This window comes from Bradyrhizobium sp. MI1.10 (assembly GCF_055811035.1).
The window spans coordinates 1-13,918 of the sequence record NZ_JBVVPN010000085.1 but is presented as its reverse complement, the minus strand read 5'-3'; the positions used below and the strand labels follow the sequence as shown (position 1 = coordinate 13,918).

The 13,918-nt window shown below is 64.0% G+C and carries 20 protein-coding genes and 2 pseudogenes; 9 read left to right on the top strand and 13 right to left on the bottom strand.

Annotation, left to right across the window (positions count from 1 at the left end; translation table 11 throughout):
* Positions 1 to 291: 291 nt before the first annotated feature.
* Together AC0L3K_RS39150 and bfr are read left to right on the top strand one after the other, a co-directional pair.
* Positions 292 to 564, top strand: a complete 273-nt coding sequence (locus AC0L3K_RS39150) for a (2Fe-2S)-binding protein (RefSeq protein ID WP_007600718.1) — start codon at positions 292 to 294, stop codon at positions 562 to 564.
* A gap of 132 nt (positions 565 to 696) precedes the next feature.
* Positions 697 to 1,185, top strand: a complete 489-nt coding sequence (bfr, locus tag AC0L3K_RS39145) for a bacterioferritin (protein WP_007600720.1) — start codon at positions 697 to 699, stop codon at positions 1,183 to 1,185.
* 130 nt (positions 1,186 to 1,315) lie between these two features.
* On the opposite strand, the gene AC0L3K_RS39140 is transcribed toward bfr, so the two are convergent.
* The 4 genes and pseudogenes from AC0L3K_RS39140 to AC0L3K_RS39125 all read right to left on the bottom strand — a co-directional run bounded on the left by AC0L3K_RS39140 (position 1,316) and on the right by AC0L3K_RS39125 (position 3,815).
* The gene (locus tag AC0L3K_RS39140) at positions 1,316 to 1,918 is read right to left on the bottom strand and encodes an MSMEG_1061 family FMN-dependent PPOX-type flavoprotein (protein ID WP_007600722.1); all 603 of its coding nucleotides are present in this window, start codon (positions 1,916 to 1,918) and stop codon (positions 1,316 to 1,318) included.
* A gap of 31 nt (positions 1,919 to 1,949) precedes the next feature.
* Positions 1,950 to 2,162, bottom strand: a pseudogene (locus AC0L3K_RS39135) (DoxX family protein); the annotation flags it as partial.
* A gap of 60 nt (positions 2,163 to 2,222) precedes the next feature.
* Positions 2,223 to 2,567 carry a hypothetical protein gene (locus AC0L3K_RS39130; protein ID WP_007600723.1) on the bottom strand — a complete coding sequence of 115 codons (345 nt, stop codon included), beginning with the start codon at positions 2,565 to 2,567 and terminating at the stop codon, positions 2,223 to 2,225.
* Between the two features lie 171 nt (positions 2,568 to 2,738).
* Positions 2,739 to 3,815, bottom strand: coding sequence for an alpha/beta fold hydrolase (locus AC0L3K_RS39125; RefSeq protein WP_473368064.1), 1,077 nt, complete (start codon positions 3,813 to 3,815; stop codon positions 2,739 to 2,741).
* Positions 3,816 to 3,940: 125 nt separating this feature from the next.
* Here AC0L3K_RS39125 and AC0L3K_RS39120 point away from each other — a divergent pair, with 125 nt between their 5' ends.
* Both AC0L3K_RS39120 and AC0L3K_RS39115 read left to right on the top strand, forming a co-directional pair.
* Entirely contained in the window at positions 3,941 to 4,207 is a 267-nt protein-coding gene (locus AC0L3K_RS39120; protein WP_007600726.1) for a DUF2277 domain-containing protein, read from the top strand.
* Between the two features lie 96 nt (positions 4,208 to 4,303).
* Positions 4,304 to 4,519, top strand: coding sequence for a hypothetical protein (locus AC0L3K_RS39115; protein WP_007600728.1), 216 nt, complete (start codon positions 4,304 to 4,306; stop codon positions 4,517 to 4,519).
* 15 nt (positions 4,520 to 4,534) lie between these two features.
* Here the strand turns inward: AC0L3K_RS39115 and AC0L3K_RS39110 are convergent, their stop codons facing one another.
* From AC0L3K_RS39110 to AC0L3K_RS39100, 3 genes are all read right to left on the bottom strand, one after another.
* Positions 4,535 to 5,044 (bottom strand): collagen-like domain-containing protein, encoded by a 510-nt coding sequence (locus AC0L3K_RS39110; RefSeq protein ID WP_007600730.1) that lies wholly within the window; start codon positions 5,042 to 5,044, stop codon positions 4,535 to 4,537.
* 112 nt (positions 5,045 to 5,156) lie between these two features.
* Positions 5,157 to 5,405, bottom strand: a complete 249-nt coding sequence (locus tag AC0L3K_RS39105) for a helix-turn-helix domain-containing protein (RefSeq protein ID WP_027519697.1) — start codon at positions 5,403 to 5,405, stop codon at positions 5,157 to 5,159.
* 222 nt (positions 5,406 to 5,627) lie between these two features.
* Complete coding sequence (locus tag AC0L3K_RS39100; RefSeq protein WP_007600732.1) at positions 5,628 to 6,395, bottom strand: SDR family NAD(P)-dependent oxidoreductase; 768 nt, start codon at positions 6,393 to 6,395, stop codon at positions 5,628 to 5,630.
* A 111-nt stretch (positions 6,396 to 6,506) separates the two neighbouring features.
* Here AC0L3K_RS39100 and AC0L3K_RS39095 point away from each other — a divergent pair, with 111 nt between their 5' ends.
* Both AC0L3K_RS39095 and AC0L3K_RS39090 read left to right on the top strand, forming a co-directional pair.
* Positions 6,507 to 6,992, top strand: coding sequence for a molecular chaperone DnaJ (locus AC0L3K_RS39095; protein ID WP_035994230.1), 486 nt, complete (start codon positions 6,507 to 6,509; stop codon positions 6,990 to 6,992).
* A gap of 61 nt (positions 6,993 to 7,053) precedes the next feature.
* Positions 7,054 to 7,597 (top strand): annotated as a pseudogene (locus AC0L3K_RS39090) (REP-associated tyrosine transposase).
* Between the two features lie 72 nt (positions 7,598 to 7,669).
* Here the strand turns inward: AC0L3K_RS39090 and AC0L3K_RS39085 are convergent.
* The 3 genes from AC0L3K_RS39085 to AC0L3K_RS39075 all read right to left on the bottom strand — a co-directional run bounded on the left by AC0L3K_RS39085 (position 7,670) and on the right by AC0L3K_RS39075 (position 9,350).
* Positions 7,670 to 8,305: a hypothetical protein gene (locus AC0L3K_RS39085; RefSeq protein WP_007600737.1), complete on the bottom strand. Its 636-nt coding sequence runs from the start codon at positions 8,303 to 8,305 to the stop codon at positions 7,670 to 7,672.
* A gap of 246 nt (positions 8,306 to 8,551) precedes the next feature.
* A complete protein-coding gene (locus AC0L3K_RS39080; protein WP_007600739.1) occupies positions 8,552 to 8,812 on the bottom strand; it encodes a hypothetical protein in 261 nt (86 codons plus the stop codon).
* Positions 8,813 to 8,963: 151 nt separating this feature from the next.
* Positions 8,964 to 9,350: a RidA family protein gene (locus AC0L3K_RS39075; RefSeq protein WP_007600740.1), complete on the bottom strand. Its 387-nt coding sequence runs from the start codon at positions 9,348 to 9,350 to the stop codon at positions 8,964 to 8,966.
* Positions 9,351 to 9,797: 447 nt separating this feature from the next.
* Between AC0L3K_RS39075 and AC0L3K_RS39070 the strand changes: the two genes are divergently transcribed.
* A complete protein-coding gene (locus AC0L3K_RS39070; RefSeq protein WP_007600742.1) occupies positions 9,798 to 10,232 on the top strand; it encodes a hypothetical protein in 435 nt (144 codons plus the stop codon).
* 83 nt (positions 10,233 to 10,315) lie between these two features.
* On the opposite strand, the gene AC0L3K_RS39065 is transcribed toward AC0L3K_RS39070, so the two are convergent.
* Positions 10,316 to 11,011 carry a glutathione S-transferase family protein gene (locus AC0L3K_RS39065; RefSeq protein WP_354128959.1) on the bottom strand — a complete coding sequence of 232 codons (696 nt, stop codon included), beginning with the start codon at positions 11,009 to 11,011 and terminating at the stop codon, positions 10,316 to 10,318.
* Positions 11,012 to 11,186: 175 nt separating this feature from the next.
* On the opposite strand from AC0L3K_RS39065, the gene AC0L3K_RS39060 reads away from it, so the two are divergent.
* On the top strand, positions 11,187 to 11,915 hold the full coding sequence (locus AC0L3K_RS39060) for an SDR family oxidoreductase (RefSeq protein ID WP_007600747.1): 729 nt from the start codon (positions 11,187 to 11,189) through the stop codon (positions 11,913 to 11,915).
* Between the two features lie 4 nt (positions 11,916 to 11,919).
* Here AC0L3K_RS39060 and AC0L3K_RS39055 read toward each other — a convergent pair whose 3' ends face one another.
* A complete protein-coding gene (locus tag AC0L3K_RS39055) occupies positions 11,920 to 12,582 on the bottom strand; it encodes a glutathione S-transferase family protein (protein WP_007600757.1) in 663 nt (220 codons plus the stop codon).
* 264 nt (positions 12,583 to 12,846) lie between these two features.
* On the opposite strand from AC0L3K_RS39055, the gene AC0L3K_RS39050 reads away from it, so the two are divergent.
* A complete protein-coding gene (locus AC0L3K_RS39050) occupies positions 12,847 to 13,284 on the top strand; it encodes a VOC family protein (protein ID WP_007600759.1) in 438 nt (145 codons plus the stop codon).
* A 121-nt stretch (positions 13,285 to 13,405) separates the two neighbouring features.
* Here the strand turns inward: AC0L3K_RS39050 and AC0L3K_RS39045 are convergent.
* The coding region (locus tag AC0L3K_RS39045) for a mismatch-specific DNA-glycosylase (RefSeq protein ID WP_473368063.1) at positions 13,406 to 13,918 on the bottom strand (513 nt) is incomplete at its 5' end.

The following is a 13,918-nucleotide window of genomic DNA, read 5'->3' as shown; positions in this document are numbered from 1 at the left end:
CATCATCAAGGCCGCGCCGAAGGTCGAGGATCTCTTCGACGCGAGCTACATCAAGTAAATCTCCCAGGAGCCGCCGGGCCCCCCGGGCGCCGGGGGCGGCGGCGATGGTGGAGGCGGCGGGGGCGACTAGATCCGCCGCAATCTTGATCCAGCGCAAGGCCCTATTTTAGAGCCGTTCTAGGCTGTTTCCGGGCTAGTTTGGAATAGCTTCAAATTCCGCTTTTTCCTTTTGCATCCGGCCGGCCCCTTAAATATCGATGATGGCGCATCACCAAAGGGCCTGCCGCTTCCATGATCGTTTGTTCCTGTAACGTGCTGAGCGATGACGACATCCGCGCCGCCGTCGCCGAGTCCGACGACGCTGTGCGCCATGCCAAGCAGGTGTATGGGTGTCTCGGCTGTAGCGCCGAATGCGGCCGCTGCGCTCGGACGATCAAGACCATTATCGACGAAGCACTCGGCCCCTGTGCCACGTCCTGCTGCTCCGGCTGTCCGCACAACCACACTGTGGCGGCCAATGACGAGACGGCCCAGCCGGCCGAGTTCGCCCTCGCGGCCTGCTGAAATCTTCCGCAACCATGGCTGAGCATTTCACCGGCTGCGTCCCGTAGCCGGTTGCTCCAGTCTTCAAACTCATTTAGAAGCGTTCTAAATTCGGTTTACGGCCGATTTGGACTGCAAGAGCTGGAGTGAACCATGCAGGGCGACGCAAAAGTTATCGATTATCTCAACAAGGCACTGCGTCACGAGCTGACTGCAATCAACCAGTACTGGCTGCACTACCGCTTCCTCGACAATTGGGGCCTGCGGGATATGTCCAAGGTCTGGCGCAAGGAGTCCATCGAGGAGATGGAGCACGCCGACAAGCTGACCGAGCGGATCCTGTTCTTCGACGGCTTCCCGAACATGCAGGTGCTCGATCCCTTGCGTATCGGCCAGAACGTCAAGGAGATCATCGAGTGCGATCTCGCTGCCGAGATGAGCGCGCGGGCGCTCTACCAGGAAGCGGCGACCTACTGCCACAGCGTCAAGGATTATGTGACGCGCGACCTGTTCGAGAAGCTGATGAGCGACGAGGAGCACCACATCGACTTCCTCGAGACCCAGCTCGACCTGATCGGCCGCATCGGCCTCGAACTCTACACCCAGAAGCACGTTGGCGGGCTCGAGGGCGAGGGACACTAGGTCCCTTACTCCGCACTCTCCATTCGTCATGGCCGGGCTTGTCCCGGCCATCCACGTGCTACCCTGCAACGAAGACGTGGATGCCCGGGACAAGCACGGGCATGACGCCCGTGTGCGGTTCGAAAGCCGGCTACAACTGCGTCTTGTAGAGCTCTTCCACGATCTCCTGACTCTGCGGCTCACCAAGGCCGGTTTGCTCGTGGACCACCTCGACGATGCTCGGCATCACCGAGCGCGGCACCTTCTCGGACGACCACAGCTTCGAGCGCATCAGGGCCTTGCCGCAGTGGAAATAGACTTCGCTGACGGCGAGGTTCAGCACCGCGCGCGGCGGCTTGCCAAACTCCACCATCGAGGCGAGCAGGTCCGGATCGGCGGACAGCGTGCCGCGGCCGCCGACGCGCAGCGTCTCGTCGAATCCGGGGACGAAGAACAACAGATGCACGAAGCCCGAGCCCTCGACGACATTTCGAAAACTGTCGATCCGGTTGTTGCCGGAGCGATCAGGCATCAGCAGCTGGTTGGGGCCGGCGACGTGGACGAAGCCAACGCCGCCGCCGCGTGGTGAGGCATCGACGCTGCCGTCCGCTCCCGACGTCGCGAGCACGCAGAACGGTGACATCTCGATGAATTTCTTCGCATGCGCATCGATCGCGGGGCGCGCTTTCGCGATCACGCGTGGGCTCGGCTGGGCATAGATGGTGGCGAGGTCTTCGGCGCAAAGATCAGTCACGAAGGTCTCCCTGGTGGAATGCCTGAGAATATCATCTCCCGGCGCGATCGCTATCCCCCTTGTCACGCCGCCGCGGCCACTCGATCACGCCAGCGCAATACAGAGCCCGCCCGATCAGGACCGGCTGAAGCGCCAGCCGCGGCCCGTGGTAGAGCCAGCTGTTGGGGATGCGTGGAAGGTCGATGCCCTCCAGGACATGCTTGATGTTTGCCGCCCACACGCAAAGCGCATAGAGCGCAAGCGCGCGTTCTGTCGTTCACAGGAACCATCGGCCGAGCTAGCACCGCGTCGAGGCGCTATCGCGCTACACCGCATCCGCCGGCACGAAGCAACTGATGATGATGGCGCCGCGGTGATGGACGTACCACACTACGGCCTGGCCGACCGGATTGCCGCGGTCGCGGATGATGGCGCGCTCGGGCACCTCCATCCATTGTCCCTCGATCGGCACCCAATAGGCGCCGCTGCGCACGTCGTACTCAGTGCGATGGCCGTCGGAGACGTCGCAGCAGGGCACGCCGTTCGGTGCGATCACGCTCTTGAACCAGGCGCGGATGTCAGGCGGGACGTGATCATATTGCCCGTTGTCGAACGCGAACGCTGCGCCCGTCAGCGCCGCCAGCCAAACGCACAGTACGAGCCTGTGCATGCGATCCTCCTCATCGCGTGTCGTGCCATTGGCGCGCGATTGCCCCGCGCGTCGATTCGTATCGTTGATGCGATTAAGCCCGACCTGTCAGCGCAATGCATGCTCAAATAATATGCGGCGTCGAGGCGCCGCATATGATGCACGGCGAACATGGCGGCAAGCCTGGCAATCCTACATCGTCCGCTGCGGCGCGGTTTGCAGAAACTGCCGGACCTGCTCGCTGTAGAATTTGGCGTTCCCCGTGGTGCCGTGGCCGCGCGTCTCCGTGCTTGCTGGGATGAGATACAGTTTGCCGTTCTTGACCCGCGTCATCGCAGCGTCCGTGAGGCCGGTCTCAGGCGGGTTGCGTTCGTCGTCGGCGGAATTGATCAGCAGCAGCGACGCTTCGATCGCCTCCAGCTTCTCGCGGGCATTGTAGTCATGCGAGGACTCCCACTGGTAGACGAAGTCGTTGGCATTTGCGGTGATCGGCATGGCCAGCCGCTCGTCGACGATCTTGTCGGCCTTCGCCGCCGTCGGCGCCTGCGATTGATAGGCCAGCGTTCCGCCGATGCTCGCGATGCCGTAGGCGGTGATCGCGTATTTCATCATGCGCGGCTGGCCGGTGTAATTGCCGCCATTGTAGTCGGGATCGCTGCGGATGGTGTCGAGCATGATCCGCCGCAGCATCCAATTGCGCGACGCCATCTCGGTCGGCTGCGAGGCCATCGGGATCAGCGCGTCCATCGCCTTCGGATATTTCTCGCCCCACAACCAGGTGTGCATGCCGCCCATGGAATTGCCGATGACGAGCCGCAGGTGCTTGACGCCAAGCCCTTCCGTCACCAGGCGATACTGGGCTTCGACCATGTCCTCGTAATCGTATTTCGGGAAGCTCGTCTTCATCCCGTCGGACGGTTTTGACGATTTGCCATGGCCGATATTGTCGGGGATGATGATGTAATATTTGGAGGCATCCAGCGGCTGCCCCGCGCCGAACAGCTCGCCGGCAAAGGCTGGTGACAGCATGCTCGCGCCCGAGCCGCCGGTTCCGTGCAGCACCAGGACCGGCTGGCCGCTCGGCTCACCCACGGTGGTGTAGTGCAGCTTCAGCTCCGGCATGGTCTCGCCGGTGTGGAACTTGAAATCCCTGACGACCCAGTCGCCCTGCTTCGGTGCCGGATAATCGGCCGCCCATGCGAACGTCGAGATGGCCGACACAGAGACGGACAACAGGATGGCTGACAGCGCCGCGCAAGAAGCTTTCATGTCTATTTCCCCCGTGCGGCTCTGGTCGGCGGCCGCGTTGCGGCGGAACTTAGCAGAACTGTCCGGAAGGATGTAGGATTTCGTTTTCGCCGGTCGTCCTTGAGGGAAAGGTCAGGAGAGAGTGCATGTGCCGCAACATCAAGACGCTGTTCAACTTCGAGCCGGAGGCGACGGAGGATGAGATCCACGCCAGCGCGCTCCAGTTCGTTCGGAAACTGTCCGGCTTTAACAAGCCTTCGCAGGCCAACGAGGCGGCCTTCGATCGTGCGGTGGCGGAGGTCGCGGAGGCTGCGCGAAAACTCCTGACGTCGCTGCACACCCACGCCCCGGCACGCGACCGTGAGGCCGAGGCGGAAAAGGCCAAGGAACGTTCGCGGCTGCGCTTCGGCTAGGCGGCTCGAAGGTCCGTTCCGTGATCTGGCTCACGGTGAAAGCGGTCGCAACGCGCGATGATGTTCGCCGGGCTTTTGACACCCGGGAGCACGACCATGAGCCGCCCTCTTCTTCCGCTGAAAGCAGGTGCCGTCGTTTTCACGCTGCTGTGGACAGCGTGGATGACGTGGTGGAGCGGTTCGTTCTCGAGCGCGAACGTCGTGATCCTGGCCTTGTGCGGCGCAGCGGTCGGTTATCTCTGGTACCGCGCCATGCGCTGGCAGTTCGAGCGTATGGGCATGCTGCCGCGACGCGAGAATGGGACGAAATAGATTCGTCTGTCAGTCCTAGCCGTGCTTCTTCTTTTTCTTCTTCTTCCTGTGATTGTCGCCTTCGCTGTCCTCGTCCTCGTCACCGAGGGGCGCGTCGTCGGTCTCCTGCACGGCTGCCTCCAGCGCCTCGCGCTCGGCGGCTTCACGCTCGCGCTGGCGACGGCGCTCGTCCCAGGCGTCGAACAGTTGATCGAGCCACGGCAGCACCTGCTCGATCGACGGCAATGGGCCGGGCGGACCGGCCTCACCACGCGGGCCTTGCGGCCCCGCCGGCCCTTGCGGTCCGACAGGTCCCTGTGCACCGGCTGCCCCGCGCGGTCCGGCTTCGCCCTGCTTGCCTTGCGGGCCGGGCTTGCCCAGTGGTCCGGCCTTTCCGATCGGACCCGGCTTGCCCTGCGGCCCCGGCTTGCCACGCGCGCCATCGGGGCCCCGCTTGCCCGGATGGCCCTGTGGTCCCGGCCGCCCCGGTTCGCCCTGCCGTCCGCGCGGTCCCTGAGGTCCCTGCCGTTTTTGTTCGTCTGCCACGCCGCTGCTCCCTTGACCGGAAGCAAGCTAATTAGCGGCGTTTGACGACAGCGGCAATTCCGCCGGGCTCGCGCCTGGGCTTGATCAACACCAATCGGCCGCACGTCGCGCGCTAGTCGTGATAGGCCGGCACCTCGATGCCGGAGGCGGCGTAGAGCCTGATCTTGTTGCGCAGCGTGCGCACCGAGAGGCCGAGCACGCGCGAGGCGCGCGTGCGATTGCCGTCGCAACGGGCGAGCGTCTGCAGGACGAGCTCACGCTCGACCTCGTCGACGGTCGCGCCGATCAGCAGCGGAACGATCTGGTTCGGTGAAAGGAAATATGCGCCCGGTTCGGACGCAGCGACATGAACAGTGGTCATCGACACACTCCCCGATCAACGCCCGCCTCCCTCTTTGGAAGCGGATCGAGAACAAACGACCCCCAAGCCGTAAATCTACGGTGGGCGGGTTTGGTTAACGAAAGGTTAACCGCGGGGCGATCGCACCAATTGACCTTGGGAATGCCGCCGCACCGCCGCGATTGGCACGGATTGCATGTTCCCGCGAGCATACTCCGCATTGCCAAGCAGGCATCATCCCGCTCACACCGTCCGGTATCCGCCATCCACCATCACGATCGTTCCCGTGACGTAGGCCGACATGTCCGACGCAAGGAAGATCGCGGGACCCACGATGTCCTCGGGCTTGCCGGTGCGCGCCAGCGGGGTGTGATCGACGAAGGCCTGCACCAGCGCCGGATTGGTCGCGCGCACATTGGCGTTGATGTTGGTCTCGATGAAGCCCGGCCCGATCGCATTGACGCGCACGCCCTCCTTGCCGAGCTCGACCGCGAGCGCCTTGGTGAAGCCGAGCACGCCGTGTTTCGAGGTGGTGTAGGCCGCCGAGCTCGGCGTGCGCAGATGCACGAAGGACTGAATCGAGCCGATATTGACGATGCGGCCCTTCGCTACGCGCAACGGGCTCAGGAACGCCTGCGTCATGTTGAAGACGCCGTTGAGGTTGAGCGAGATGATGTCGTTCCAGTCCTTCGCCACCGTCTCCGTCTCCGCGGTGAAGGCGTTGCGGCGAGTGATCCCGGCATTGTTGACGAGGATCGAGACCTGCCCGACCTCGTCGGCGACTTGCTTGGCGAGCGCGAAGCAGTCGTCGCGTTTGGTGACATCGAGCGCAAAGCTCTCGGCCTTGCCGCCGGACTTGCGGATCCCCTCGGCGGCTTCCGCGACCGTGTCGGCGTTGACGTCGAGCAGCACCACTTGCGCGCCCTCGCGGGCGTAGCCGGCCGCGATGGCCCGGCCGATGCCCGAACCGGCGCCCGTGACGATTGCGATGTGGTTCGCGAGCAATGCCATGACAATTTCCTCCCGATTTCTTTTCGAAGTTTCATGAAAGGCTAACTCGAAATTAAGGGGTCGGAAACGGCGGCCTTGGCATACTGGTCTTGATTGCTAAACGTTGCGCGCATGATGGAACAGCTCGAATCCTGGAAATTCGCACTCGAACGCCTGCGGTCGGCGGACGGCGCCGATTGGGCCGAGGCGGGCCGGCTGGTCGCCGAGGTCGCGCGGATGAGCACCGATACCATGCTGCGTCAGGCCGCCGAGCAGGCGCTTCCGGTGCTGCGCCAGGCCGTGGACAATGACGATCACAGCGTCACGCTGGCGGCCCGGCGCCGTCTCGGCGTGGTGCTCGACGTTGTCCACGACCTGACCGCGCCGCGCTTCGGCCGCCGCAATGCTGCGCCGAAAAAATTGTCCAGCGAGGATCGCGCCCGCAAGGTGCTCGGCCTGCCGCTCGCGGTGCAGCTCACCTGCGAGGACATCAACCAGGCCTATCGCCGCGCCGCCAAGGGCATGCACCCCGACCACGGCGGCAGCGCCCAAGCGTTCATCGACCTTGCCGCCGCGCGCGATATCCTGATCCATCCCCGCGCCTACAAGGACGCGTGAGAGCTCATGTGCTATCCTGTAGCCCGGATGAGCGAAGCGACATCCGGGACGGGTCTAGCCCATGGTTCTGTATCGCAGAAATTTTCTTCCCGGCGGCACCTACTTTTTTACTGTAGCGCTCTTCGACCGCCGATCGACCATTTTGATTGAGAACGTTGACGCCCTGCGCGATGCCTTTTCGGGCCGCTCGCAGGGAGCGCCCGTCCGAGGTCGATGCGATTGTGATCCTTCCGGACCATTTGCATGTCGTCATGAACCTCCCGCCGCATGACGCCGATTTCGCGGGACGTTGGCGAAGGATCAAGGGGCATTTCAGCAGCGCACTACTGCATGCGGGTATCGACGTAGCCCGCCAGTCCAATGGAGAATTGGCTCTGTGGCAACGACGCTACTGGGAGCACACGGTTCGCGACGAAGATGATTTCGCCCGCCACGTGGATTACATTCACTTCAACCCAATTAAACATCGCTACGTCCAGCGCGTTTGTGATTGGCCGCATTCGTCCTTTCACCGATATGTGCGGGCGGGATTGCTCCCGGAAGATTGGGCGGGCGATGCCGGCGAAAGCGGGATTGCTTTCGGTGAGCGAGCCGAGGGAGGCTGACCGGGCGTAGGTTGAATTCCCGGATATCGCTTCGCTCATCCGGGCTACGGACGTCGGACTTGGAGTCGAGCCTCAGCTCTTGTTCACGCAGCTCGGATAGGGCGCGGCTTCGCCCGCTACGATCGGGCAGAGCTCGATCGGGCTGAGCGCGCGCAGACGGGCCTGCCAGCGGTCGTCGTTCACCGGCGGCTGGTCGGTTTCGGGGCCGCGCTCGGCCCATTGGATCGTGTAGTAGTCGCTCGTGCCCTTCAGCGTGACCAGCAGTGCGGTTTCGCTGTGCCGGGTCGGACCGCTGTCGACGCGGCCGCAGCCGATCACGGCGACGAAACCTTCGAACCGGCCGAACGTGGTGGCGCCAAGCGGCCTTGCCGCAAAGCTGTCGGGGCAGGCGGATTTGAAACCGCTTGCGATCGAGCCCGCGAATTTCTCGGGCGATGAACCTGGAGTGAGCGTCATGCCCTTCTCGCCGGTCACGGTGATCATCTCGGTCCAGCGTTCAGGCGTCTCGCCCTTCAGTACGGCCTCGCGGATGTAGTGGCCGCCCTTGGTGTTCTCGAACACCGCGGAAAAATTCGACGGCATCGCGAAGCTGACCAACTGGCCGAACACCGGCGAGATCACGCGGAAGGATTGCGGGGCCTGTGCGTTTGCCGTTGCGGCGATCAGCAGCGATGCGGCCAGAACCGTGGCTTTCGTCGGCGCGCGCATCGATTGGCTCCAAAGCCGCGAGGTGAAAAACAAGCGGGCAAAAACAAGCGGGCAAGGATGCTGGTTGGCGCGGGACGCTGGGAGGCGCCCCGAACAAGATGTGAGTAGGTCCGCCAGCTGGCCAGGTTCAAAGCGGGTGCGCGGAAAATGCGCGATCTCGGCCGAAAAACCAGTGGCGCGTCGAAAAGAAAAAAGGCGGACCGCTCGCGCGATCCGCCCTTTGAAATCCGATCTGTCGCCTCAGGCCTAGAGCGTGCAGCGGCGCTCCCCGCGCAGCTTGATCTGGAGCTCCGAGGCGGCGGTGAAGGTCGGGAGCGGCTTGCTGACGACCTTGTAGGTCGACACGCCCCACTGGAACGGCTTGTACTTCAGGTCCTCGTTCCAGACCTGGCAGATGCCGGTGTTGTCCCAGCGGATCACGTAATAACCGACCGCCGCCGACGCCGGCACGGCGAACACGGAGGTGGCGATGCCGGCAACGGCACAGAGGGCGAGAACGCGACGCATGAAATATCTCCTGATGGGAACGTGAGAGGAAACTGGTGCGGCAAAATGGTGCGGCTGGCAAGCGGGGCGGCGACCGTTCACGGACATGTCAGTCGTTGGTCGGCTGTTCGGATGCCCCTTATGCCTTGACTGTCGCCGGACTATCACACGTCTACCCCTTGGCCAGCGACGCGACCGCCTCGATCTCGATCAGCATCTTCGGATCGGGCAGTGCGTGGACCACGCAGGTGGTGCGGGCAGGGTAGGGCGGCGGCCCGAAGGCGCCGGCATAGAGCGCGTTCATGGCGGCGACGTCGGAGGCGCGGGTCAGCAGCACGTTGACCTTGACGAGATCGCGGATCGCGGCGCCGGCCTCTGCCAGCACGCGCTTGATGTTGACGGCGACGTTGGCGAACTGCGCCTCGAAGCCATCGGGCAGCGCGCCGCTCGCGTCGAAGCCGGGAATGCCGGAGACGAACAGGAGATCGCCGGTGCGCGTGGCAAAGGACAGCGGCGGCGCCTTGATGTGGGGCGGGGGCGCGAAATGCTGGATCGGCATGAGATCACCTCGGATGGACGGCAGGAAGCGCAAGCGTAGCGGCAGGTCGGGGCGCCTCCAACAAAAAACGCGAAACCAACCCCATGCACAGTAGGCATCCGGCGGGAATCATTGAGCTTTCTTTTTGACTTCGGGAAAAGCAAAATAACCGTTGCTCCGTCGGGCAAAACAGGGGCAGAATGGCATGATGGCGGGTGAGCGTCTTGTCGCGCCAAACTCCGCCGTCATGCCCCGGCTTGACCGGGGGCATCCAGGGCGCTGCGGCTTCTCGGTTCACCATCGCCCTCTCTGGAATACTGGATCGCCCGGTTAAACCGGCGATGACAGTTGAGTGTGTTGCTACAGACCCCGACTCACGTCCGCGCCCATCATGTTGCCGCCGCGATGCATCGGATACATTCGCGTCTGATTCGTTTCCCCCTTGAAGAATAGCCCCCGGAGACCCTCATGAAGTTCGCATCCACCTTCCGCGCCGCGCTGGTCGGCATTGCCGCGCTTGCCGGCCTCTCGACCTCGGCGCTGGCCGACGGCGGCACCGTGGTGCTGACGATCTACAAGGCGGGCTGGATCATCGGCGGCTCCGGCGGTTCGGGCGTACTGAACTTCCGCGGCCGCGCCTATTCGCTCTCGACCGGCGGTCTCGACTACGGCCTCGTCTTCGGCGGCTCCAAGACCGTGCTGCGCGGCCGCGTCTCCAACATCAACCGGCCCTCCGATATCGCCGGCGTCTACGGCGCCGCCGGTGCCGGCATCGCAGTGGGCCGCGGCGCGCGTGCGATCGTGCTGACCAACCAGAAGGGCGCCGTGCTCGAGCTGTCCGGCACGCAAGTCGGCCTGATGGCGAATGCGGATCTGAGCGGGCTCGCGATCACGATGCGGTAGGGGCGATCAGCTCAATTCCCGCATGAGCGAGAGCGACATGCGGGTCAACCCTCGGTCCCGGATGTCGCTGTCGCTCATCCGGGCTACGTTCCCGTCACCGCCGCGTGAATCCGTTCGCAATGTGCGACGAGATTTGCGTGCGCATCGACGAACGCCTTCAGCGGTGTCGGGATCGGAAAGAAGAAAATGTTGGCGATGAAGCCGTAGATGCCGGCATCGACGCTAGTCGGCGCCGCGCCGTGCACGAAGCCGGCCGCCGGCACGATCTCCGCCAGCACCTGCAGATCTGCGAGCCCCCGCGCATAGGCCTGCTCGGGCGTGTAGCGGCCGATGCCCTGGAAGTGATAACGCTGCGCATTATACGCCTTCGCCTTCTCGAATCCTGCCGCATCGATCTGCTTGTGCTGCGCGATGAAGGCGTCGCGAAACGCGGGATAATAACGCTCGTCCTTCCAGCGCGAATACGACATCACCCAATAGAGATCGTCGAGCATGCGCGTGACGAAGTGGTTGGTCCGCCTCTGCTCCGCAGTTAGCGCGGCGTCGATGGTGAGGCGGTATTTCGCGGTCGCATGCGCGATGATGGTCTCGCTGTCGCCGATCGTCTCGCCGTCATCCACGACATAGGGCAGCTGCCCGCGCGGCGCGGCGGAGGCATCGAACACATGCTCATGCGCGAACGGTACGCCCGCGAGCTTCAGGAAGGCATAGACCTTGAGGCCGTAACCGTTGTTGTCGGCGACACCGAACAGGTCTGGATAGGAGTAGAGGGTCAGCATGGGACGCTCCTCGCGCTGAAGTCGTATCGCCGCCGTGACGCGCTTGCAACAGTTCCGCGCTTTGTGCGCCGCCTCCTTCGATCGGAGGACGATTGCATCGTTGCTGGTTTGCCCCGACAACGCCATCCGGGATTGTTATACTCCGCATCCCCGTGACGTCAGCGATGGTGACCCTATGGCGAGAGAGTTGGAAGGCAAGGTTGCGGCCGTGACCGGGGCCGCGTCGGGCATCGGATTGGCCAGCACCGAGGCGATGCTGGCCGCGGGCGCGCGCGTGGTGATGGTCGACCGCGACGAGGCCGCGCTGAAGTCGCTCTGCGACAAGCACGGCGACGCCGTGATCCCGCTGCTCGTCGACCTGCTGGACCCAAAAGACTGCGCAACGCTGCTGCCGCGCGTTCTGGAGCAGGCCGGCCAGCTCGACATCCTGCATGCGAATGCCGGCACGTATGTCGGTGGCGATCTGGTCGATGCTGACACCATGGCGATCGACCGGATGCTGAACCTGAATGTCAACGTCGTGATGAAGAACGTGCACGACGTGCTGCCGCACATGATCGCGCGCGGGACCGGCGACATCATCGTCACGAGCTCGCTGGCGGCGCATTTTCCGACGCCATGGGAGCCGGTCTACGCGTCGTCCAAATGGGCGGTCAACTGCTTCGTCCAGACAGTGCGGCGCCAGGTCTTCAAGCACGGTATCCGCGTGGGCTCGATCTCGCCCGGCCCGGTCGTCAGCGCCCTGCTTGCGGACTGGCCACCCGAGAAGCTGAAGGAAGCCAGGGACTCGGGAAGCCTGCTGGAGGCCGGCGACGTGGCCGAGGTCGTGATGTTCATGCTGACGCGGCCACGCGGCATGACAATTCGTGACGTGGTCATGCTGCCGACCAATTTCGATCTTTAGGGCGCTAACGGTCCTGCGAACCCTTCGATGCAGCGGTGAATATCGCCAATTGCGCATCGAAAGCGCGCCTGAAGGCCGGCCGCGCTTCGCCGCGGGCGACATAGGCGGCGATTTCTGGATATTCGTCCAGCAGGCCTGACGCGTTCAACCGGCGCAGCACCGTCACCATCATGAGATCGCCGGCGCTGAACGCACCGTCGAGCCAGTCGGCATCGCCGAGGCGGCGGGACAATTCGCCGAGCCGGACACGGACGCGATCCTGCAGCGTGGGCAGCCGCTCCGCGTACCAGCTCTGGTCGCGCTCGAACAGCATGGCCATCCCGAGCTCGACGATCGGCGGCTCCAGTGTGCTGAGCGCGGCAAACATCCACGCGATCGCGCGGGCCCGGGCCTGCGGCTCCGTCGGCAGCAGCCCGGCATGGCGCTCCGCGATATGGAGCACGATCGCGCCGGTCTCGAACAAGGCGAGGTCGCCGTCCTCGTAGGTCGGGATCTGCCCGAATGGATGTAGCGCGAGATGCGCGGGCCCCTTCATGTCCGCGAACGAAACCAGATGGACCTCGTAAGGCTGCCCCACCTCTTCGAGCGCCCAGCGCACCCGCATGTCGCGGGCCTGTCCGCGGCCGCGGTCGGGCGAGTTTGCGAAGGCGGTGATGGTGGGAGGCATCGGAGGTCTCCGGGGTTGATCGCGTTTTGCGTTCGGAGGACGAATGGAATGAGTGGATTCCGACAGGTTAATGGGTTTTCGTGGACCCCGTAGCCCGCATGAGCGATAGCGATATGCGGGGCAGCTGCCGGCCCCGGATGTCGCTGTCGCTCATCCGGGCTACAAGAAAAACCCGCCGCCACTGTCGGATCGTTGCCTCCTGCCTCGTCCTTGGAACATCGGCGCGCCGCCGCGCGTCCGCGCGAGACAAAAGGATTTCCATTCATGACCTCCATCACGCCGTTTCTCTGGTTCGACAACAACGTGCCGGAGGCCGTCGCCTTCTACAAATCGGTGTTTCCCAATGCCAAGGTTGAGACCGTCAGCGACTTCATGGCGGTGTTCGAGCTCGAAGGCCAGCGCTTCAACGCGCTCAACGGGGGGCCGCAATACAAGTTCAACGAGGCGGTGTCGTTCTTCATCAGCGTGGAAACGCAGGCGGAAGTCGATTATTTCTGGGACAGGCTCACCGCCGACGGCGGCGAGGAATCCCGCTGTGGCTGGCTCAAGGACAAGTTCGGGCTGTCCTGGCAGGTGATCCCATCAGCGCTCGGCCGCTATCTCGGCGACCCCGACCGCAGCAAGGCGAACCGCGTCGTGCAGGCGATGATGCAGATGAGAAAGATCGTGATTGCGGACCTGGACAGGGCGTATGCGGGGTGAGGGGCGGGCCGTGGTGACGGTGCCAACTCCTCATGGTGAGGAGGCGCGTAGCGCCGTCTCGAACCATGCAGGCCCACATCCCGCCGCGGCTATCCTTCGAGACGCCCGCTACGCGGTCTCCTCAGGATGAGGTCTGTGGGTGTTGAGTGTCCAGTGCAGCGACCCACGCCGCAAGCTCGCGCCACGGCTCCAGCGTCCAATGCCCGGACGCCGCACCCGACGGCGACGGCAGCACGAACACCTCGGGCAAGCTCTCATCCCGCGGCTGCCGCCCCAGCGCAATCCCGCTCGACGGCCTGCCATAAAACAAGCTCGCCGCCTTCTTGCTCGTGAATGCAATCGTCCTCGGGCGAAACTTTTCGATCTTGGCCCTGAACCCCGGCACGTCGATTGTCTCAGCCGCGATCTGGTGATCCATTCCGGCGCCCGACTTCGACAGATCAGTGAAGCCGATCCCGAGCTCGAGCAGGCTTGCGAACTCGCCCGGCTGATAGCGCCGCGGCGTGATCCCTGCCTCATCGATCGCGCGCCAGAAGCGATTGCCGGGATGGGCGTAGTAGTGCCCCAGCTCGGCCGAACGCGTCGAGGCAGCGGTGCCCACGAAGACGAGACGGAGGTTGGGGCGGAGTTGGTC